Genomic DNA, 22,046 nt, shown 5'->3' on the forward strand with positions numbered 1-22,046 from the left:
ACTTGTCTGCATAGGATAAGGTAATCACTAAAAAACGACCTACTTTTAAATCTTGGACTGATTCCATCTTACTATATGCTGAAACGCCTGAATGTGTGCATAAAAGGCAGATCTGTTTATTGATATATTTAAGGAGGGAAACATGTGAAAAAAGATGACTATCAAGGGTTCGCTGTGTCTCAGGAGAATTGGTCCCTCCACCGAAAAGGCTACCAGGATCAACGAAGACACCAGGAAAAGGTGCAGGAAGCCATTAAACGTAATCTGCCTGATTTAGTAAGTGAGGAAAGCATCGTTATGTCGAATGGCAAAGATGTGATTCGCATTCCCATTCGTTCATTAGATGAATACAAAATTCGATATAACTATGATAAAAACAAACATGTGGGTCAAGGGCAAGGTGACTCAAAGGTTGGTGACGTCGTGGCAAAGGATCCAAATGCCCAAAAGCAACAAGGAGCCGGAAAAGGCCAAGGCGCAGGTGACAAAGCTGGTGAAGATTATTATGAAGCAGAAGTTTCAATAGCCGAGCTGCAGGATCTTTTATTCTCTGAGCTTGAGCTTCCTAACCTTCAGAAAAAAGAAGAAGACGAAATCCTGATTGAGGACATTTCATTTAACGATATCCGCAAAAAAGGACTAATGGGGAACGTTGATAAGCGCAGAACGATTCTTTCAGCGATCAAACGAAATGCGCTAAGTGGCAAACCAGGGATTAACCCGATCTCGAACGACGACCTCCGCTTTAAAACATGGACAGAAGTGACAAGGCCAGAATCCAAAGCCGTTGTCATTGCAATGATGGATACGAGTGGCTCTATGGGTCGATTTGAAAAATACATGGCACGAAGCTTTTTCTTTTGGATGTCGAGATTCTTACGGACTAAATATGAGACAGTAGATATTGAGTTTATTGCGCACCATACCGAAGCCAAACAAGTAACAGAGGAAGACTTTTTCTCAAAAGGAGAAAGTGGAGGAACCATTTGCTCATCTGCTTACCGCAAAGCACTTGAAATCATTGATGCCAAATACGATCCAAGCCGCTATAATATTTACCCATTCCACTTTTCAGACGGAGACAATCTCACGAGCGACAATGCCCGTTGTGTGAAACTAGTGAATCAACTCATGAATGTATCCAGTATGTTCGGATATGGTGAGGTCAATCAATACTCTAGGCATTCAACTCTTATGAGCGCCTACAAAAACATCGACGATCCGCGCTTCAGACACTACATTTTAAAAGAACAAGGCGATGTGTATCATGCGATGAAGGAATTTTTCAAAAAGGAATACGAAGAAGTGAGTGTATAGGAGAGGGGACCCGGCTTGGCCGGGTTTTTTTTTGTTACTTTCTTTGTCTTCTTTGCATGAACAAGTAAGTATTGTAAACTACAAAACAGATAGTAAATGTTATAGAAGAAACCCAAAGTAACATCAGCCAAAAAACTTGATCTCCTATGAGCCAGACTAAGAACCAGACCAAATAGAGTCCAATACCGAAGATAGACAATCTCTTAAAAAAAAGACATACATTCCTCCTGAAAAAAGGCTTGGGTGTATTGTACCGTACATCTGATTAAAAGCAATAAGTATAAAAACTAGATGGTGCATGCATGCTGATACATAAATTAAAATCTTCAGTGGCGATAACATTTTTTTTAATGATTCTTTTATCACCACTCATCATCATAGACGTACTGATCATTTATTTTCTCAGTGGTCCAATTATAAATATAACGCAGCTTTTACTCTTGCTCTTGATGTTCTATATTGTGGGTTTTATTTTAAGTATCGTTGTTGATGGGTTTATGGGAGTGCTAGGAAATCTATTTGATCTAAAGACACCAATAATAGTGTTAGTTGGTATAGATTTTCTATTAAGCTTAGGGGTTCTAGCCGTTTTACAGTCTTATTTTACTTCGGTTCAACTTTCGGTATCTCTTATGGTTTTGATTGTTAGTGTTCATGCTCTCGTAGGATTCCTTGTTGCTAAATCACCAGAAAAAGAAGAGGAAAAAGATGAGATCGAGTCGAATATTGAGAACGAAATCAAACACCTATTACATGAGAAAACCATTGTTGACTGCATAAATGAGATACGTGAGAATCATCCAGAGCTATCCAAGAAAACAGTAATGAAAGAAGTACGTAGGATCTTTAGAGAAATGAAAAGAGGAGAGAAAAATGACTAGTCATAGAGACTCTGAATACTATGATCGTTTAACCGACAATTTAAAACTTAATGATCGCATTAGTTATGATCATCTTTTGTATTTATTAGATCAGGGTAGAGAAATTGAGTTTACATACAATGGTGTAGAATATTTTATTGCTCATATGAAGGAAGGTAGAGTACTTTGGCATCAAAAACATCAACTCAGTGACTATTATGCTGATCGAAATGAGGCGTTTGTTGAAGAGACTAAAATTGACCAAATTAGTTTGGCGGATATCTTTAGACAGAAGAAAGCAGAGATCGGTACAATTTTTTAGAGTCATTACCTGATTAGAACCTGATCCATTCACGAAGCAGCCTCGTTAAGTAATAAGCGATTAACAAGATAAAAGGCGAGATAAAAAGTTGTAACGGCGCTTCAAAGGTGAGTGGGATGAAGGAATTCCATAAATAATTAAAACTCGTTAGCAAAAAAAGTAAACAAAAGATATAGATCGCACTTTCAATCAGCCACTGTTTTACATGTTGAAACAATCGCCCACCTCCATCTCGTGTTATTTTCCTATTCTACTAATTCTTTCTAAAGAAAGAATAAAGATTGTAGGGGAATGAAGACTGTCTGTAGAAAGTACTAGAGAGGAGGTGCGAGACATGTCGAGAGTGTTACCCTTTGGAATCTGTTTCATGGTTATGCTGCTTTCTGGTTGTGGTGGGACAAGTCATAATGATGATCCAACGACTCCTGCAGCTAGTCCAGCTAGAGACTCAGTAAATGTAGATTCAGACGTATCTTCAGCTCATTTCGCAACATCAGATGCGTTTTTTAAGGCAATTCTTCAAGAAGAGATGGACCAAAATGTGATGATCTCTCCATACAGTTTGCAGGTGCTTTTGTATATGTTAGCGAATGGACTTGGCGGGTCAGATCGAGAGGAGCTTCTTGAAGCATTACATGTGAATGAAACCGATCTAGAAGCACTTAATCAATCTGTTCAACAAACCATTCAATCCCTAGATGACCTACCTTTTTCTGATGTGAAAACCGCTAATTCGATTTGGCATCGAGATCATTTAGCCGTAGAGGATAGCTTTAAAGAAATGATAGGCACCTATTATAACGGTGAAGCTCACGAGCTAAAAGTAACAAACCCAGCTGAGGAGTTAAACAATTGGGTTCATCAGAAAACGAACGGATTGATTGAAGAGCTGGTAGATGAAGTACCATCCAACGTCATTGCATACCTTGTAAATGCCGTTTATCTTGATGCAGATTGGGAGAAACCGTTTGAAAAACATCTTACGAGTCCAGGTTCTTTTTATATGTTAGACGGCGAAGAAATTGAGCATCCAATGATGAAGCAAACAGAGACTTTTGAATACCTAGAGGGATCTTCGTTTGAAGCGGTCAAGCTTCCTTATCAAGATGAGGGGTTGTCTATGATTGTGGTATTGCCTGACACAGGTGCATATGAAGAAGTAGCATTCGATTTGGATTTTTCCATGTTTGTAGACGGAGATTGGAGCCGTTCAGAAGTGGACCTTCAATTGCCCAATTTTACATTTAAAAGGGAGTATGATCTAGAAGATATCCTAACAGAGATGGGTATGGGAATGTTATTTAATCAAGGCTTGAATACATCACCGCTATTTGGTGAAGGATCCAGTCACGAAATTGATGAGGTGTTCCAGAAAACGTACATCAACGTAGATGAAGAAGGAACAGAGGCAGCGGCAGTTACTGGTGCTGCAATAATAGAATCAGCTACAATTGTTGAAAAGCAATTTATCGTAGACCGGCCTTTTTTGTTTTCAATTATTGATGAAGAAACAGAAACGATTGTTTTTATGGGATCTGTCGTTCGGCCTGTGATTGAGCCATGAGATCTAGATTTAAAAGAATATTAAATGGAAATGGTCTTCTTTTAACGGCAATCGGCTTTGCTTTCTATTATATGTTTGCGAGTACTAAACTCCCTTATTCGTCGATGGGTAAGGTAGCGATCTTTTTCCTTGAGATACTTGTGCCGAGCTTTAATGATTGCGTTAGGTATGAAACTCCGCAAAGTCACATAAACAATTTACATGAAATTCATAATCGTTGTATATAATTTAAAAATGAGTGTTAAGTAGGATTGTCACTAGAGAAATGTGAACGGCGATCTTTTTGAGAGAGAGAAAAGGAAGGGTTCAATCATGCTTACAGAGTACATTATGGCATTTGTAGAATTCTTAAAAGGGTTTTCCTATTTTGGTATTATGCTAGCGTTGTGTTTTGAATTTGTTCCTGCAGAAGTGGTGTTGCCTTTAGCGGGCTTCTGGGTGTATGAAGGAGATTTTAACTACTACCTTGTTGTTATAGCTGGAGCAGTGGGAGGAACGATTGGTCCATTAACCCTTTATTACCTTGGGAAGTGGGGTGGGCGTCCCATGGTTATTAAATATGGAAAGTACTTTCTCGTTTCAGAAAAACAAATAAATGCGTCTGACCATTTTTTTGAAAAATATGGTGCAGGGGTGGCTTTTTTTGGTCGGTTTTTGCCCGTCGTTCGTACGGCGATCTCTGTTCCTTGTGGGATAAGCGAAATGAATGTTTTGAAATTTAGCGTTTATACATTTATCGCCATCCTACCTATAACTGCACTATATGTATACATAGGTTTTACGTTAGGTGAGAACTGGGAACAGGCAGGTCCACTCTTCAAGCAATATACGATGCCTATTGTCTACCTAATAATAACTGGGCTAGCCATCTATATTATCTATAAAATTATAAAGAGTAGAAGACTGAAGAAAGACAACATCTGAGTAGAAGATGTTGTCTTTTTTGATCTTGTTTAGAAAAATCCTTGCGCGTCTTCACTATAGCTAACGAGCAGATTCTTCGTTTGTTGATAGTGTTCAAGCATCATCTTGTGATTCTCACGGCCAATACCAGATTGCTTGTATCCGCCGAAGGCTGCATGTGCAGGATAGACATGGTAGCAGTTTGTCCAGACTCGTCCAGCTTGAATTTCTCTACCAAACTTATAGGCAGTGTTAATGTTACGAGACCAAATCCCGGCACCAAGTCCATAAAGTGTATCGTTTGCAATGGCTAGTGCTTCGTCTTCATCGCTAAAGGTGGTGACAGATAAAACAGGGCCAAAGATCTCTTCTTGAAAAATTCTCATCTCATTGTTGCCTTTAAAGATAGTTGGCTCAACGTAGAAGCCTTTTTCCATACCGTCAACCTGGCGTGTACCGCCCCCGATAAGACATTCGGCTCCTTCATTTTTTCCGATTTCAAGATAGGATGTAATTTTCTCGAGTTGCTCCTGAGAGGCTTGAGCCCCAATCATTGTGTTTGGATCGAGTGGATTTCCAGATGTAATTTCCTTCACTCGCTTCAGCGCTCTTTCTATAAATTGATCATATATGGATTCATGTATGAGTGTTCGTGATGGGCATGTACATACTTCTCCTTGATTTAGTGCAAACATGACAAAACCTTCAATTGCTTTATCAAGATACGCATCATCTTGATCCATGACATCTTTAAAGAAGATGTTTGGAGATTTACCACCAAGCTCAAGGGTGACTGGAATGAGGTTCTCTGACGCATATTGCATAATGAGGCGTCCTGTTGTAGTTTCTCCGGTAAAGGCAATTTTGGCAATTCGTTTGTTAGAAGCGAGAGGTTTGCCTGCTTCTTCTCCAAAACCGTTTACAACGTTAATCACACCGGCAGGCAGAAGGTCTTCAATTAATTCCATTAACACTAAAATGGAGGCTGGGGTTTGTTCGGCCGGTTTAAGGACAACGCAGTTACCTGCAGCAAGTGCAGGTGCCAGCTTCCAAACAGCCATAAGTATTGGGAAGTTCCAAGGAATAATTTGACCAACCACACCAAGCGGCTCATGAAAATGATAGGCAACCGTCTGCTCATCAATCTGGCTGAGAGACCCTTCTTGCGCACGAATGACCCCGGCAAAATATCGGAAATGATCAACTGCTAGAGGAATATCTGCATTTAACGTTTCTCGTACCGCTTTTCCATTGTCCCACGTTTCAGCAACGGCCAGTTTTTCAAGATTCTCTTCAATTCGGTCGGCGATCTTATTTAAAATAATCGCACGTTCAGTTGGAGTGGTTTTCCCCCAGCTTGACTTCGCTTCATGTGCGGCATCGAGTGATAACTCAATGTCCTCAGAAGAAGACCTTGCAATTTTGCAGAAGACTTCACCGTTCACCGGAGAGACATTGTCAAAATAGCGACCATTCGCAGGGGCTGTCCACTTTCCGCCAATAAAATTGTCGTACTGTTCCTTAAATGTAACCACAGAGTCGGTCGTTCCAGGCTGTTTGTAAACCATAAGAAATCCCTCCAACGTCATTTATTTGAACCACCTCCATTGTATACCCTTTTAGGAAGTTGTGTAAGCGCTTAATTTTATTTGGATAGGATTAATTTTTTGTTAAGAGGTTTGGGGGAGGAGGTGGAATCGATGAAGAGAAGGCGGTATCGACGAAGAGAGGTAGGAATCAACAAAGATGTCAGAGAATGATCTAAAGTTCACCACTCACAAAGTAGATCTAGTATAAATCGAAACAATTACGCTTTACATTCGGATGGGCCAGGTGTATAATTCGTAATTGTTACGATTTGAGTTCGTGAGAGGGGAAATGCTTATGTCAACAATACCTGTTACTGTGTTGAGTGGTTATTTAGGTGCGGGGAAAACAACGTTGATGAACCATGTGTTATCGAACAGAGAGGGACTCCGGGTTGCAGTGATTGTGAATGACATGAGTGAGATCAATGTAGACGCTGATTTGATTGAACAGGGTGGCTTCAACCGTACGGAAGAGAAGCTGGTTGAAATGTCAAATGGCTGCATTTGCTGCACGTTAAGAGAGGATTTGTTAATTGAGGTTGAGCGATTAGCGAAACAGGGAAACATTGATCATATTTTAATTGAGTCAACTGGAATTTCAGAGCCAGTGCCTGTTGCACAAACGTTCTCATATATTGATGAGGAGACGGGAATTAACCTTGGAGAGTATTGCCATCTAGATACGATGGTGACGGTTGTGGATGCAAATCGGTTTTGGCACGATTTTCATTCGGGTGAGTCCTTGCTTGATCGCAAACAAGCGGTAAGTGAAGCAGATGATCGAGATATTGTTGATTTACTTATCGATCAAATTGAGTTTTGTGATGTCCTTATCCTTAACAAAACAGACATGCTTGAGCAGAAGCAATTGAACCTCTTAAAAGGAGTACTAAAAAAGCTTCAACCCGAAGCTCGTTTGGTAGAGACAAATTACGGTGTGGTTGATCCGAAACAGATTCTAAACACTGGCCTGTTTAGCTTTGAATCTGCGAGCACAGAGGTTGGCTGGATCAAGGAGCTTGAGGCTGAGGAGCATACTCCGGAAACAGAGGAATACGGGATTGGTTCGTTTGTTTATAAGCGAAAGCGTCCATTTCACTCTGAACGATTTGAAGCATGGTCTGATTATTTTCCTAAAGAAGTGATTCGAGCGAAAGGAACGGTGTGGTGCGCGACTCGGAATGATCTTGCACTCATGCTTTCACAAGCAGGCCCGCAAGCGACACTTGAACCTGTTGCCTATTGGGTGGCTTCCTTACCTAAGGCTGAACAAGTCTACTATAAACAGATGAATCCAGATACTCTTTCTGATTGGGACGACATATGGGGAGACCGGAAAACAGAAGTTGTGTTTATTGGAATTGAACTAGATAAAGAACGGATCACTAGTGAATTGGATGGTTGTCTTTTAACAGATGAAGAAATGAAGCAGGATTGGAGTCAATTTGTCGATCCCTATCCGTGGCAAGTATCAAGAGCTGAACAAACCACTTAAATTGGAGGAAATAACATGGCCAAAAAATCTAAAATCGCAAAAGAACGAAAAAGACAGGAGCTTGTCGCAAAGTATGCAGAGCTTCGTAAAGAGTTAAAGGCAAAAGGAGATTATGCAGCATTAAGAAAATTACCACGTGATTCTGCGCCGACAAGATTAACCACTCGCTGCGAAGTAACAGGGCGCCCGCGTGGGGTGATTCGCAAGTTTAATTTATCGCGAATTAAGTTCCGTGAAATGGCTCATCAAGGGCAAATTCCTGGTGTGAAAAAAGCGAGCTGGTAGAAGAAGGTTATCCTTCTTCTGTTTTTTTATGTTTAATGTAGACTTTAATGTGGGTACCCAATAATTAGAGTTAAATTATTGGAGGCCTGTAACAATGAATATAAATGAACAATTAACAAATGGAATTCCGAAGCAGAAACAAGACAAACAACCTGGTAATGAACATGAAATGAATCCACTTCCTATCTATGAATATGAAGACTATCAGGGATCAGGTAAGCTAAAGGATAAAGTTGCTCTTATTACTGGGGGGGACTCAGGTATTGGTCGTGCTGTTGCAGTTGGTTATGCGAAGGAAGGTGCTCATGTAGCTATTGTATACTTAGATGAACACGAGGATGCGGAGGCAACAAAGCAACGAGTGGAACAAGAAGGGGTTAAGTGTATTACGATTTCTGGGGATGTAGCTGATGAAACCTTCTGTATTGAATCTGTACAGCGTACAGTTAATGAGCTTGGTGGATTAGATATCCTAGTAAATAACGCAGCTGAGCAGCACCCTGTGAATAGCTTAAAAGAGCTTTCTGCTGAACAGCTTCAACGAACATTTGCAACAAACTTCTATTCATATGTGTACTTTACAAAAGCTGCACTTGATTATTTAAAACCTGGAAGCTCCATTATTAATACATCTTCCATCAATCCGTACCGTGGAAATCCAACATTGATTGATTACACGAGTACAAAAGGAGCGATCAACGCATTTACTCGGTCCATGTCACAATCACTTGTAAAAGATAATATCCGTGTAAATGGCGTAGCGCCAGGTCCCATTTGGACACCGCTCATTCCAGCATCCTTTGAGGAAGACGTGGTAGCTGAGTTTGGCCAAAGCAATCCAATGGGTCGTCCAGGTCAACCGGTCGAACATGTTGGTGCATATGTTCTTCTTGCTTCTCATGAGTCTTCCTATATGACAGGACAGACTATTCATATCAATGGCGGAGATTTTGTCAACACGTAACCTCTCCTATATACAGAAAAACAGGACGCATCATGCATCCTGTTTTTTTATTCTTATTTTTTGAGTTTTGGTAGCTGCAAGTATGTGCCTGCACGCCAGAGCCATTCTAGTGGACCCATTCTAAAATAAGTTAACCAAACCTTACTTAGAATAAGCTGTAACACAAAGACGGCTATAGCAATGAGCGCACCTACAAACACACCAACAGAGTTAAATAATCCAAATCCATAATGATAAAAGATGGTTGTCATAATAAGTGATTGAAATAAATAATTGGTAAAAGCCATGCGACCTGCGTAAGAAAGAGGTTGAAGAATTTTTCTGCCTCTATCCGTTGTAGCTGCTAATACAAAAGCAGAGATAAAGAACATGGTAATGAAAGGACCACCTATAAAGATCTGGAGAGCTTCAAGTTGATTGCTATCTTTGTTAAATGTAATCGGCGTTTTAGATAACAAACCTACAGCGAGGCCGATCCACATCATGACTTTCCATTTTCCCTTGTGATTAAGTGGATCTGATATCCAGCCTTTTCTCATCACATAAGATCCGAGGAGGAATAACCCTAGCACCGCAAATATTGAATTAACAGTCATGAAAATGTTTCCGAAGACGCCAAACCCAAATGGATCTGCCGTTTGCCTGAATTCAACCGTATCGCCGTACGTACCTTCAGATAAAACAGATATTTCATCTTTATTAAACTGATATGTTGGATCTGTTTCTTGTGACACCCCTTGTTCTGCAAATTCATAAAAAGATTCAGGTACAGCAGCACAAGAGCCCATAAGTCCAACGAGGATCAAACCTGTGATCACGAGTCCTCTTGCCGGCATCATTAAAAAGAAAAATAATAGAACTGAGGTCCATGCGTAGGCAAGTAAAATATCCCCGTTCCAAAGATAAATCCCATGTAAATAACCGATGATCCCTAAAATAAGCGTACGTCGCCAAAAGACTGCATTAAAGCTTTGACCCCTATCAAGAAACCGTTGCTTCTGTAGAGCCATGCCATATCCAAATAAGAACGAAAACAATGGATAAAAGCTTGCTTGAACGAAGATTAAAATGGCGCTCTCAGCAAAGCGGTCTATCCCTCCGTTTGGATATTGGTTAAACAAACTGGTTTCATACAATAAGCCATATTGGAAATGAAAGCTGTTAGCCAGTATGATCCCGAGTAGTGCAAACCCTCGGAGCATATCGAGCGTAATAATTCGATCCTGCTCTAAGGTTGGGTTAGAACGTTGGTTCATTTTTTCAACTCCTTTTTCTATGTACAAATAAAGTGCTCTTGGTTTCGATCTTCACTTTGACATGATAAAGTAGAAGACAGTAACCACCAAAACTAAGTTTACACCAATTTCATCCAAATGTGTGATGATGTCCTACAAGAAAAAGAGTTTGAATATTTCATGAAAGAGGATGATCAAGATGACAAACCAAGTGATTCAAACAATGGGCGCTCACCGCTCGATTCGAAAATTTACAAATCAAGATGTAAGCACGGAACAAGTAGAGATGCTTACAGATACAGCCAGATGGGCGCCGAGCTCGCACCATGTTCAAGCGTACAGTATTATTGTTATTCGCAATCAAGAGAAAAAAGAAACACTAAAAACATTAACTGGAGGACAGCAATGGGTTGCAGATTGTCCTGTGTTTCTAGTGATTTGTGCGGATTATCATCGTATTGGGGAAGCAACCAAGCGACACGATCAGTCTTTAGAAATTGGAGGAGCAGAGCAATTACTTGTTGGTGCAGTAGATGCAGCACTTGTTGCTCAAAATCTTTTAACGGCAGCAGAATCGATTGGTTTAGGTGGAGTCATGATTGGTGGCATTCGTAACAATCCAGTAGAAGTGGCCTCCTTATTAAAGCTACCTAAAGCCTCGTTCCCTGTAATGGGTCTATGCTTAGGATATCCGGACCAAGAGATTGATCAGAAGCCTCGATTACCAAAACAAGCTTCTGTTTTTAATGAGCAATATGATGAGGAAGTCGTTGGTCAGGCTTTAACAGAGTACAATGAAACAATGCATACGTACTATGGAACTCGCGGGACAAATGCCAAACAACAAACATGGTCTGAACAAATGGCGAACTATATGGGTAAGCCGAATCGCCCTCACATGAATGAATTTTTAAAGAAGCAAGGTTTTTTAACTGACCTATAAAAAGCAGACAAATTTAAGGGGATAGGGGAATCTGTACATACGATGAAAAGTGATGCGCTTAAGAGATTACCAGATCAATTCTTTGCTGAGTTAGTGCGAAAGACTATGGAAGTGAAAGAGAGTCATGATGACGTCATTAATCTGGGACAGGGGAACCCAGACCAACCGACGCCCGCTCACATTATTGAGAAAATGAAGGAAGCATCTTCAAACCCTCTTTATCACAAGTATGCGCCATTTTCAGGGTTCCCCTTTTTGAAGCAAGCGGTCGCTGATTATTACTTACGTGAGTGCAATGTTGAAATTGATCCTGAGACAGAGGTAGCGATCATGTCAGGAACGAAGACAGGACTTGTTGAAGTGAGTCAATGTCTCTTAAATCCGGGAGACACGGCACTTGTACCAGATCCAGGGTATCCAGATTATTGGTCAGGTATTGCGCTAGCTGGAGCAGAAATGGTCGGGATGCCACTATTACCTGAAAATCACTTTCTGCCTGATTTTAAAGAGATCCCAGAAGATGACTTAACGAACGCAAAGCTTATGTTTTTAAACTATCCAAATAATCCAACTGGTGCTGTAGCGACCGATGCGTTCTTTGAGCAAGTCGTAAAGCTTGGTCAAAAACATCAGGTTCATATTGTTCACGATTATGCGTATGGAGCCATTGGGTTTGATGGGGAACGACCAATTAGCTTTCTTGAAACACCAGGTGCGAAGGATATAGGAATTGAGATGATGACTCTCTCAAAGACGTATAATATGGCAGGCTGGAGAGTTGGATTTGCAGTCGGAAACAAAGAAATCATTAAATCCATCAACTTAATACAGGATCATTATTATTGCAGTTTGTTTGGAGGCATTCAAGAAGCCGCAGCTCATGCACTAACAGCAGATCAGACTTGTGTAAGTAAGTTAGTAAAAATGTATGAGTCTAGGCGTAATGTGTTAGTGGAGGAAGCGTTGCGAATTGGATGGGAGGGTCAAGCGCCTGCTGGTTCATTTTTTGCATGGTTCCCTGTACCAGAAGGATATTCCTCTGAAGCCTTTGCCGATCTACTATTATATGAGGCGAGAGTTGTTGTTGCACCTGGAAATGGGTTTGGTGAACATGGGGAAGGTTTTGTAAGACTCGGATTGTTATGTGAAGAAGATGAGCTTAGAGAAGCCATTAAACGGATTGAGAAGCTAAATGTTTTCTAAAATTGATTAAAGGGAGAGAGAATGATGACGTTACAAGATGTGCAGAATATTTTTTGTGTTGGACGTAATTATGCGGAGCATGCAAAGGAGCTGGGGAACGAAGTCCCTGATACGCCAATCCTTTTTACAAAACCAACAAATGCTCTTGCTACAGCAGACGGACAGACATTAAGCTACCCAAATAATCAAGGAGAAATTCATCATGAACTAGAAATTGTCCTGAAGATAGGTAGGTCACCTAATTCAGATTCGGTAAATGATCGAGTCGTTGAAATGGCCCTAGGGATTGATCTAACGTTACGTGACCTTCAATCAACACTAAAGAAAAAAGGACATCCATGGGAGCGTGCAAAGGGATTCCGCAACTCAGCTATCCTTACGCCATTTTGGTCATTTCCATCCGTTGAAGACATCGAACACACAACATTCACACTTAAAAAGAACGGTGAAACGGTTCAGTACGGAAATAGCACACAAATGCTGTTTAACTTTCAACAGTTAATAGATGAGTGTGAGCAGGCATTTGGGTTAGATGAGGGAGATATCATATTCACGGGTACCCCAGAAGGCGTCGGACCGATTTCAGAGGGCGATCATTTCACTTTGATTTGGGGAGAAGAGGAAAAGGGTAGCTTTACCGTATCATTTACTAAGTAGGAGGGACCATGGTACAAACGAAGATCTTTGCACATAGAGGGTTTTCAGGGAATTATCCTGAAAATACGATGACCGCTTTTAAACAGGCTGTCAAAGCTGGCGCAGACGGAATTGAGTTGGATGTTCAATTCACACAGGATCACGTCCCGGTTATCATTCATGACCGAACCGTAAATCGCATGACCGATGGGAAAGGATTTGTTTGTGATTTCCCTCTTGCCGAGCTTCGGAAACTACAGATGAAAGAGGATCAATCTGAACGTATTCCTACTTTTGAAGAATTTCTACACTGGGTTGAACCACATCCTGTCCTTTTGAATGTTGAACTGAAAACAGAACTAAAGGATCGGGGGGGAATTCCTGAGCTGATCTTGCCCTTACTCGCGAAATACGGTGTGGAAGACCGGACCATTCTCTCGTCTTTTGATCACAAAGCATTACACGCGGCCAAACAAAAAAAGCCGCATATTGAGTCAGCGGCTCTGATCCATCAGGCTATGATAGACCCAAGTGAGTATTTGAAAAAGCTTGGTGTAGAAGGGGTGCATTTTAAGGCAGTAACTTTGTTAATGGATGAAGCAAACGAGCTACAAGAGAAAGGCTACTATCTCAGACCGTATACTGTAAATTCAGTGGATCAGATGAAACAATTCTTTACATGGGGCTGTGATGGAATCTTTACAGACTACCCTGATCTTGCCCTAACCGTACGCGAAGAACTGGATCGTCTATAATTTCCAGATCTCTTTAGCATACTCGGCAATGGTTCGATCGCTTGAAAAGTAACCAGAATGACTAATATTTATTAAGCATTTCTTCTGCCAGGTACGTGGAGCGAGATATAGCTCCTGTACTTGGTTTTGTGCTTGCACATAGCTTCCAAAATCTTTTAACAGAAAATACTCATCGCCGTTTTCGACCAAAGAATAATAGATATCCTGAAATGCTACTTGATCTCCTTTAAGTGAACCATTCACTAATCGATGCAGGACCTTTTGCAGCCTACGATCCTGATGGAACACTTCACGGGGATTGTATTGACCATTCTGTTCATAAGCCAATACTTCTTGGGCCCGAAGACCAAAATCAAAGAAATGATCGGTAGAAACTAAGTCTGTCATTTCAATATTTGCTCCGTCCATCGTGCCGATCGTTAATGCCCCGTTCATCATCATTTTCATATTCCCAGTACCAGACGCTTCTTTTGAGGCCGTTGAGATTTGTTCACTTACATCTGCAGCCGGAATGATAAGCTCCGCCTGTGAGACGTTGTAATTTGGTAGAAAAAGAACTTGAATTTTCCCTTTTGTTGCGGGATCTTCATTAATTTGACTTGAAACAGAAGCAATTAAGGAGATGATTCGTTTAGCATAAAGATAGCCAGGAGCCGCCTTTGCTCCAAAGAGAAAGGTCCGTGGAACTTTAATGGCTTCTGGTTTGTCGTGACAAAGATCCCAAAGATACATGACATGCAACAAATTTAACAGCTGTCGTTTATAGCCGTGAAGTCGTTTTATGTGTACATCAAACAAGAAACCTGGCATAATTTGATGGCCGGTTTTAGCAAGGATTTTGTCGGCTAGCCTTTGCTTGTTATGTTGTTTGATGGAGTGGAGCTCATCAAGAACGGCATCATCATCCACATAGTCTAGTAATCTTGTCAGTTCCTCCGGTTTTTCTTTCCATGAGCCTCCGATTAATCGGGTTATAAAAGCGGTTAACAAAGGATTTGCATTTAAAAGCCACTGTCTGTGACTGATTCCATTTGTTTTATTAGTAAATCTTTCAGGAAATCGAATCGAAAACGATTTTAAAAGTTTATCTCTCAAAATGGTTGAGTGAAGCTTTGCTACTCCATTTATCGTATGGCTGCCTATAACAGCGAGTCTCGCCATATGAATCACATCATCTGTGAGAATCGAAAGGTCGTCTAGGCTTTCCCATTCCTCAAGCCCACGATATTCAATGTCCATGCAATGTCTTCGATTGATCTCTTCAATGATTAAATAGATGCGCGGCAGCTGTTCATTCACTAGGAACACAGGCCACTTCTCTAGTGCCTCATTCATCAACGTATGATTAGTATAGGAGACGGTGGCTGACACAATACTCCATGCTTCCTCCCATGAGAGATCATGTTCATCCACTAGTAATCTCATGAATTCTGGAATAATTAGAGTGGGATGCGTATCGTTTATCTGGATAGCAAGCTTGGAAGGGATCTCTTGTAAAATGCCCCCTCCCTGCAGGTACTCAAATAAAATAGATTGGATTCCAGCTGACACAAGAAAGTACTGCTGGCGCAATCTTAGAACCTTGCCCTCATAATGAGAGTCATCCGGATATAGAAATTCAGTAATCTCTTCAGCTCTTCGTTTAGTTGATGCATAGGCTTCAAATTCAATATTTGACGTTGAGGGCATGGATTCCGCTCTCCAGATGGTAAGATCATTGACTTGATCATTTTTGTAACCAAAAATAGGGATTTGGTAAGGAATGGCCTTGATTTCTTCTGGATGATTATGATGGAATGTTAGACGGTTATTCGACTCGCTCATATGAACAGAACCACCAAAACGAACAATAATTGCTTGGTCAGACTTCTGTTCCTCCCAGGCGTAGCCTGAATCACCAACCCATTGATCTGGTAGCTCAACTTGTTGCTGGTGATTTATTTTCTGCTTAAACAGTCCATATTGGTAGCGTAGGCCCATTCCGTGACCGGAGTAGCCAAGTGCGGCAAGTGAATCTAAGAAGCAGGCAGCAAGTCTTCCTAACCCTCCATTACCAAGGGCAGCATCTAACTCGCTTTGAAATATCTCAATGGGTTCATATTCACACGCTTCTAAGACCTCCTTACAGGAATCAAGCAGGTCTAAGTTTAATAGGTTCGTTTCAATAAAACGCCCTGGAAGAAATTCCATTGAAAAATAATATACTTGCTTCTTTTGAGATGGTTCAAATTCTCCGTCCCTTAGAGCATAATCTTTTATCAAGGAAGCTATGGTGTGAAGAACATGTTGGGGCGTGCGCGACTCTGCATTAACTAATTGCTTCGATAATGCTTTTTTGAATTCGGCTTTGTTGATTGTCATCTTGAACAAACACTCCTTTTTGCTTACGAAGCCCGTCATATACACGCTGGTATTCTAATGCTGATTGTTGCCACCCGAGTTCTGTTCGAGCGCATCCAGCTACTAGTTTGTTCCACTGATATTTATGGTGAAAGTGGGAGAGAGCTCTTTGAATGGTTAAGCGCAGCTCACCAGGTGTCTGATTAAAGAATGTGAACCCATTCCCCGTCCCAGTGTGAGGCTGATAGGCTTGAATTGTGTCTTTGAGACCACCTGTTTCCCTGACTATCGGCACACAGCCATAACGCAAGGCAATAAGCTGACTTAATCCACACGGTTCAAATAGAGAGGGCATGATAAGAAGATCCGCGCCTGCATAAATCCGGCGAGCTCTTCCTTCGTCAAATCCTTGGAAGAAGCAGAGCTTAGTTGGATAACGATGCTGCAAATTGTACAGTCCGTTCTCAAGCTCAGGTGATCCATTTCCTAGAATAACCACTTGCATCCGCTCATGAGCAAGCATGTCATGTAAGGTTTCAATCAACAGTTGGATTCCTTTTTCAGGAACAAGCCTTGAAACGACGGCGAGGAGCGGGGTTGAGATTGAAAGTGATAGCCCAGCTTCTGCTTGTAAACTCCGTTTGTTAATATCTGAAGCGCTCGATCGATTTGTATAAGGTGCAATTAGCTCTTTGTCCGTCTGTGGATTGTATTCGTCTAAATCAATTCCGTTCACAATGCCAATCAGATCATTCGCTCGTTCTTTTAGTAAACGATCAAGCTTATAGCCAAACGCTGGCTCCTGAATTTCAAGAGAGTAGGAAGGACTGACGGTGGTGATCTTATCCGCTTCAGCAATACCGGCTTTTAAGTAATTGATTTGACCATCCATTTCCAAAATAGAGAATGCTGAATCATCGAAATGAAGTAATTCTTTGAACACAATTGCTGGAAATTGTCCTTGATAGGCTAGGTTGTGAATGGTCAATACCGTTTTGATGTGATCATTCCATTGCTTTGCTCGAATATAAGCGGGGAGTAAACCCGTCTGCCAGTCGTGACAATGGAGAATATTAGGCTTATGTTCTTGGGAAGAAATCCATTCTAAGACGGCATGGCAAAAAAACGCATACCGTTCTCCATCGTCATGACACCCGTATAAGAGAGGACGATTAAAATAGTACTCATTCTCAAAGAAAAGATAGCGAATTCCTTGATGTTCGAGCTCGAAAACATGGCAGGCTTGCTCGCGCCAACGTACCCAGACAGAAAGAGTGGTGACCCAGTTTAATTTGTCCGCCCACACACTCGCGAGTGACTGATGCTTAGGAAGAATAACAGTAACCGCTCCGCGAGGCATTGATAAGGCCTGCGGGAGCGAACCAATCACATCTGCTAACCCACCTGTTTTAAAAAATGGCGTACATTCTGTAGCAACATGGAGAATATCTAAATGGTTTTCAGTCATACAGGGTTACTCCTTTTACTTAATATTCTTGAGTAGATGATTACTGATCATGGAATGAGCTGGTTTCGTTTTAGAAAGTCGATGCACAACAGAGGGTGTAATGAGCATGATTTCATTGTCTGAGGCGAATGACATATGATCCGGGATATGAGTATTCTCAGCGACAATGACTCGATGCAGGTAGACATTTTTTCCAACTGACGCGCCAGGTAGAATCACAGACTGATAGACTGCTGCTCCTTCTGAAATATATGCAGTAGGCGAAATGACAGATTCAGCGATTTTCCGTTCCTTTGCTTCCTTTACTGACTGAATGGATATTGGCGTAAAGGCAGACGAGAGAGGTTTTGTAAATAATGGCCATTCTTTTTCTGTATGAAGGAAGGGTGATGTTCCTTTAATAAGATCCATTTGTGTTTCCCAGTAAGTTTGTAAGGTACCAACGTCACGCCAATATTGATCATAAGGAAATGCGAAAAGCTTAGCCTGGTGCACGAGTTTTGGGAGAATATCTTTACCGAAATCATGACTTGAGGTGGGATTCACAGAATCGTTTAGTAGGCATTCTTTTAAGTAAGACCAGTTAAACAGATAGATGCCCATCGAAGCGGTTTGACTTTTTGGATGGTCAGGCTTTTCTTCAAATTCGAGCACTCTATTGTCATCATCTACACGCAAAATACCAAAGCGACTTGCTTCATCTTTTGGAACTGAAAGTGTGGCTAGTGTAACGTCTGCATCTTTTTGTTGATGGAACGTTAACAGCTCTTCGTAATTCATCTGGTAAATATGATCTCCTGAGAGAATAAGGACATGAGTTGGTTCGTGTTCTTCAAGATACTGTACATTTTTGCAGACGGCATCTGCTGTTCCCTCGTATGTTGAATTGGTTGCTGGTAAGCAATCAATAGAAAGTCCATAGGACTCACTACTCTCTAGATGAGAACGAAGGGTTTCAGGCTTATACTGTGTTAACACACCAGCTTGTTTAATACCTGAATGTATACAATTACTAATTGTGTAGTCAATAATACGATGATTGCCACCAAAAGAGACGGCTGGTTTCGATTCATTTCTCGTTAAGGCACCTAGTCTTGTACCTGCACCCCCTGCTAAGATCATAGCGACACAATTCACCATAGAGTTCACGTAATTCCCCCTTTTTTTCTCACGCACATTCATGTAGAAGTGATTATGTATTGATACGTATGTCTATGTAACCGTTTTCTATTCCTCGATATCTCAGCTTTCTAAAAAAACAACTTTGTTCTGTATTAAATCCTTTAGATTTTACTTAGAACAGTCGATAAATAGATAACAAAGCATTGTCATTCTTGGATTGTAAAACATGAAGATAAACAATGAACCACTAGGGGGAACTATGGACGCTAGATATGTAAATGCGATTGTACGAGCAACAAAAGGGATACTTACCACACATTTAGGAGCTGAAGTAACATCTCTTACGCCTAAGGTTGGAACAGGAAGTGTCACAAGTAGTGAAATTTCTGTCATACTTGGAGTGAAGGGGCAGTTAGCAGGCCAGATTATATGCAGCTTTAAAAAAGACACAGCCTTACAGATCGTAGGTAAGATGATGGGAGGCATGGTGATTGCGGAACTCGATGAAATGAGTTGGAGTGCTGTAAAGGAATTTGGGAACTGGATCGCTGGCACAACAGCAACTGAACTATCAAACGAGAACTGTATCATAGATGTAACTCCACCAGTAACAAATGAGGGGTCATCAATCTTTCATTCTTCCGAAAAATATTTAACCTTATCTTTAGACACAACGGTTGGCTTAATTGATATTCATATCTCTTTTCAAGTTGTTGAAGAAACGCTTAGCATTTAATGTGCAAAACTAAATACATAAACAAGGCAAATGATTCAGTAATGGGTCATTTGCCTTTGTTTCTTTTACAAGAGGAGCGAAGAGAAATGCCAGCTTCGTTTTTATATACAGAAATCCTTCTGAACAATTAGGTGAAAATACTATTCAAACGTGTTAAAAAAGGGTAAACTACCTATCGTAATCAGTGTGAGATCTGGAAGGAGTGAACGATTTTGAAAGAAATTGATGTTTCAAAGTTTGAGAAGAAGATGATTATTCGAAACATCGAGGCGCGTGACTTCGATGATATTATAGCAATGTCGAAATTATGCTTTAAAAATATGGAGCCTTGGCGTTATGACCAGCTTCGTAGCCATATTGAAATCTTTCCTGAAGGGCAATTTTGCGTGGAATATGACGGTGAAATAATCGGTTCATGTTCAAGCTTAATTATTAACTTTGATGAATATGACGACCAACACACGTGGGATGAGATTACAGATGAAGGGTACATTACAAACCATGATCCAGAAGGCTACAATCTATATGGAATTGAAGTAATGGTTCATCCGAACTTTCGCAGAATGAAGATTGGTCGTAGATTGTATGAAGCACGTAAAGATCTAGCCCGTGAACTGAATCTCAAAAGTATTATCATTGGTGGGCGGATTCCAAACTATTCAAAGCATGCAGCAGAACTAACACCACGCCAGTATGTGGAAGAAGTGACGATGCACAACTTATATGATCCAGTTCTGACCTTCCAGGTTGTGAATGGATTTACATTAAAACGAGTAAACTCCAATTATTTAGATGATGACAAAGCCTCCATGCGTTATGCAACGCTTATGGAATGGAATAATATTGACTATAGACCAACGATTCCTAAACGTAAATTTAAGACATCGTTCCCAGTGCGAATTACAACGATTCAATATGAAATGAAGAAGATTGCTTCCTTTGAGGAATTTGCGGTTCAATGTGAATACTATACAGACGTTGCTGCTGGGTTTAATTCTGATTTTGCTATTTTCCCAGAGATCTTCACGCTGCAACTGCTTTCCTTTTTACCAGAGAAAAGCCCGAGTCGAGCGATTCGTCGTCTAACGGAATTTACCGAGGACTACATTGAACTCTTCACAACGCTTGCTGTTCGTTACAATATTAATATAGTTGGCGGCTCTCACTTTGTTGAAGAGGAAGGGAAAATCTATAACATCTCTTATCTCTTTAGACGTGATGGAACAATTGAAAAGCAATACAAAATTCATGTGACACCAAATGAGAGACTGTTCTGGGGTATTTCGGGTGGAGATGAAGTGAAGGTGTTTGATACAGATTGTGGAAAGATTGCGATTCAAATCTGTTACGATATTGAATTTCCAGAACTGGCACGAATTGCAGTAGATAAAGGGGCGAACATTATTTTTACGCCATTCTGTACAGATGATCGTCAAGGCTATCTGCGTGTTCGTTATTGTTCTCAAGCTCGTGCCATTGAAAACCAACTGTATACGGTGATCTCAGGTACAGTCGGAAATCTTCCTGATGTTGAAAACATGGACATTCAATATGCACAGTCTGGAATCTTCAGCCCGTCTGATTTCACATTTGCACGTGATGGAATTGTAGGAGAATGCAATCCAAACATTGAAACGGTTGTTGTAGGAGATGTTGACCTTGAAATTCTCCGTCGTCACAGACGTTCAGGCAGCGTGAATCAGTTGCGCGACCGTCGTCACGATGTCTACCATATATCATATAAGCAGCCTTAATAAGGCATAAAGAAGGACCGAAATGGTTCTTCTTTTTTTATGTTTGGAACGATTCGTGTTAGGCGAAGCTGTTTAAAAAAAGACTGGTAGGGATTTGTGTGATTGAACGATTACAACCAAGAGTAAATGTTTCTTTGTTAGGACTGATCATCTTTTTTGGTTTCCTTTTTTATCAAACCATTGTGAATCCGATGGTGGAAGCGGGTAATGAGGAAAGCTGGGACATGCATGTGGTTCATGTTGCTGAGGGCTATCGACCATTTAAATACGAGGCCGTTCAGCTGTTTTTACAAAACAGTCAAGGAGAATCTGCTGTGAGTGAGCAAGTTAAAATCGACTTCAGCTCGCAATCGGGATTAAAAGAAACGCATTGGATGCATCACGTAGAAGACGGGTTGTATCAAGCAGAACTATCGTTTAAAGAATCAGGAGATTGGAAGGGGATTGTAACCGTTTCAAACGGGAAGCATCAAGAAGAATTTCCGTACGCCATTTCTGTACAGCCGGGAGCAGAAAAAATACCTGCAGGTGATTATAGAAAATAGAATGAAAGAG

General features: G+C 40.9%; 20 protein-coding genes. 15 read left to right on the forward strand and 5 right to left on the reverse strand.

The features are described from left to right. Window positions 1-144: 144 nt before the first annotated feature. From yhbH to ACQKKO_RS13240, 5 genes are all read left to right on the forward strand, one after another. A complete protein-coding gene (gene yhbH / locus ACQKKO_RS13220; protein WP_498647918.1) occupies window positions 145-1,317 on the forward strand; it encodes a sporulation protein YhbH in 1,173 nt (390 codons plus the stop codon). 302 nt (window positions 1,318-1,619) lie between these two features. After that, window positions 1,620-2,198 (forward strand): hypothetical protein, encoded by a 579-nt coding sequence (locus tag ACQKKO_RS13225; protein WP_498647920.1) that lies wholly within the window; start codon window positions 1,620-1,622, stop codon window positions 2,196-2,198. Further along, window positions 2,191-2,499 (forward strand): hypothetical protein, encoded by a 309-nt coding sequence (locus tag ACQKKO_RS13230; protein WP_498647922.1) that lies wholly within the window; start codon window positions 2,191-2,193, stop codon window positions 2,497-2,499. The genes ACQKKO_RS13225 and ACQKKO_RS13230 overlap by 8 nt, the downstream gene beginning before the upstream one ends. A 334-nt stretch (window positions 2,500-2,833) precedes the next feature. Further along, on the forward strand, window positions 2,834-4,063 hold the full coding sequence (locus ACQKKO_RS13235; protein ID WP_498647924.1) for a serpin family protein: 1,230 nt from the start codon (window positions 2,834-2,836) through the stop codon (window positions 4,061-4,063). 312 nt (window positions 4,064-4,375) lie between these two features. Further along, window positions 4,376-4,987, forward strand: coding sequence for a DedA family protein (locus tag ACQKKO_RS13240; protein ID WP_498647925.1), 612 nt, complete (start codon window positions 4,376-4,378; stop codon window positions 4,985-4,987). A gap of 29 nt (window positions 4,988-5,016) precedes the next feature. On the opposite strand, the gene exaC is transcribed toward ACQKKO_RS13240, so the two are convergent. After that, entirely contained in the window at window positions 5,017-6,534 is a 1,518-nt protein-coding gene (exaC, locus tag ACQKKO_RS13245; protein WP_498647927.1) for an acetaldehyde dehydrogenase ExaC, read from the reverse strand. Between the two features lie 316 nt (window positions 6,535-6,850). On the opposite strand from exaC, the gene ACQKKO_RS13250 reads away from it, so the two are divergent. The 3 genes from ACQKKO_RS13250 (at window position 6,851) to ACQKKO_RS13260 (ending at window position 9,299) form a co-directional block, all read left to right on the forward strand. Then, window positions 6,851-8,050, forward strand: coding sequence for a GTP-binding protein (locus tag ACQKKO_RS13250; RefSeq protein ID WP_498647929.1), 1,200 nt, complete (start codon window positions 6,851-6,853; stop codon window positions 8,048-8,050). A gap of 15 nt (window positions 8,051-8,065) precedes the next feature. After that, on the forward strand, window positions 8,066-8,335 hold the full coding sequence (gene rpsN / locus ACQKKO_RS13255) for a 30S ribosomal protein S14 (protein ID WP_498647931.1): 270 nt from the start codon (window positions 8,066-8,068) through the stop codon (window positions 8,333-8,335). A gap of 94 nt (window positions 8,336-8,429) precedes the next feature. Beyond that, on the forward strand, window positions 8,430-9,299 hold the full coding sequence (locus ACQKKO_RS13260) for an SDR family oxidoreductase (RefSeq protein ID WP_498647933.1): 870 nt from the start codon (window positions 8,430-8,432) through the stop codon (window positions 9,297-9,299). 53 nt (window positions 9,300-9,352) lie between these two features. On the opposite strand, the gene ACQKKO_RS13265 is transcribed toward ACQKKO_RS13260, so the two are convergent. Continuing rightward, window positions 9,353-10,555: a DUF418 domain-containing protein gene (locus ACQKKO_RS13265; RefSeq protein ID WP_498647935.1), complete on the reverse strand. Its 1,203-nt coding sequence runs from the start codon at window positions 10,553-10,555 to the stop codon at window positions 9,353-9,355. A gap of 178 nt (window positions 10,556-10,733) precedes the next feature. On the opposite strand from ACQKKO_RS13265, the gene nfsA reads away from it, so the two are divergent. Genes nfsA through ACQKKO_RS13285 form a run of 4 tightly spaced genes read left to right on the forward strand, consistent with a single transcriptional unit; the run spans window position 10,734 to window position 14,071 of the window. After that, window positions 10,734-11,477 (forward strand): oxygen-insensitive NADPH nitroreductase, encoded by a 744-nt coding sequence (gene nfsA / locus ACQKKO_RS13270; protein ID WP_498647937.1) that lies wholly within the window; start codon window positions 10,734-10,736, stop codon window positions 11,475-11,477. A gap of 42 nt (window positions 11,478-11,519) precedes the next feature. Beyond that, the gene (locus ACQKKO_RS13275; protein ID WP_498647939.1) at window positions 11,520-12,680 is read left to right on the forward strand and encodes a pyridoxal phosphate-dependent aminotransferase; all 1,161 of its coding nucleotides are present in this window, start codon (window positions 11,520-11,522) and stop codon (window positions 12,678-12,680) included. Window positions 12,681-12,704: 24 nt separating this feature from the next. After that, entirely contained in the window at window positions 12,705-13,337 is a 633-nt protein-coding gene (locus ACQKKO_RS13280) for a fumarylacetoacetate hydrolase family protein (protein ID WP_498647941.1), read from the forward strand. 8 nt (window positions 13,338-13,345) lie between these two features. Then, window positions 13,346-14,071 carry a glycerophosphodiester phosphodiesterase gene (locus ACQKKO_RS13285; RefSeq protein ID WP_498647943.1) on the forward strand — a complete coding sequence of 242 codons (726 nt, stop codon included), beginning with the start codon at window positions 13,346-13,348 and terminating at the stop codon, window positions 14,069-14,071. Here ACQKKO_RS13285 and ACQKKO_RS13290 read toward each other — a convergent pair. From ACQKKO_RS13290 to ACQKKO_RS13300, 3 genes are read right to left on the reverse strand one after another with little or no spacing between them, the layout of a single operon-like run. Next, on the reverse strand, window positions 14,066-16,432 hold the full coding sequence (locus ACQKKO_RS13290; RefSeq protein ID WP_498647945.1) for a glycogen/starch/alpha-glucan phosphorylase: 2,367 nt from the start codon (window positions 16,430-16,432) through the stop codon (window positions 14,066-14,068). The genes ACQKKO_RS13285 and ACQKKO_RS13290 overlap by 6 nt on opposite strands. Continuing rightward, the gene (locus ACQKKO_RS13295; RefSeq protein WP_498647947.1) at window positions 16,380-17,879 is read right to left on the reverse strand and encodes a glycogen synthase; all 1,500 of its coding nucleotides are present in this window, start codon (window positions 17,877-17,879) and stop codon (window positions 16,380-16,382) included. The genes ACQKKO_RS13290 and ACQKKO_RS13295 overlap by 53 nt, the downstream gene beginning before the upstream one ends. Before the next feature lie 15 nt (window positions 17,880-17,894). Beyond that, on the reverse strand, window positions 17,895-19,019 hold the full coding sequence (locus tag ACQKKO_RS13300) for a sugar phosphate nucleotidyltransferase (protein WP_498648291.1): 1,125 nt from the start codon (window positions 19,017-19,019) through the stop codon (window positions 17,895-17,897). 241 nt (window positions 19,020-19,260) lie between these two features. Between ACQKKO_RS13300 and ACQKKO_RS13305 the strand changes: the two genes are divergently transcribed. From ACQKKO_RS13305 to ACQKKO_RS13315, 3 genes are all read left to right on the forward strand, one after another. After that, window positions 19,261-19,737, forward strand: a complete 477-nt coding sequence (locus ACQKKO_RS13305) for a chemotaxis protein CheX (RefSeq protein ID WP_498647949.1) — start codon at window positions 19,261-19,263, stop codon at window positions 19,735-19,737. Between the two features lie 248 nt (window positions 19,738-19,985). Next, entirely contained in the window at window positions 19,986-21,491 is a 1,506-nt protein-coding gene (locus ACQKKO_RS13310) for a GNAT family N-acetyltransferase (protein WP_498648292.1), read from the forward strand. Between the two features lie 98 nt (window positions 21,492-21,589). Continuing rightward, window positions 21,590-22,036 (forward strand): FixH family protein, encoded by a 447-nt coding sequence (locus tag ACQKKO_RS13315; protein WP_498647951.1) that lies wholly within the window; start codon window positions 21,590-21,592, stop codon window positions 22,034-22,036. Window positions 22,037-22,046: the final 10 nt, after the last annotated feature.

Origin of the sequence: Alkalihalobacillus sp. NPDC127517 (assembly GCF_050276055.1) — a bacterium.
Lineage (GTDB): Bacteria > Bacillota > Bacilli > Bacillales > Bacillaceae_D > Alkalicoccobacillus.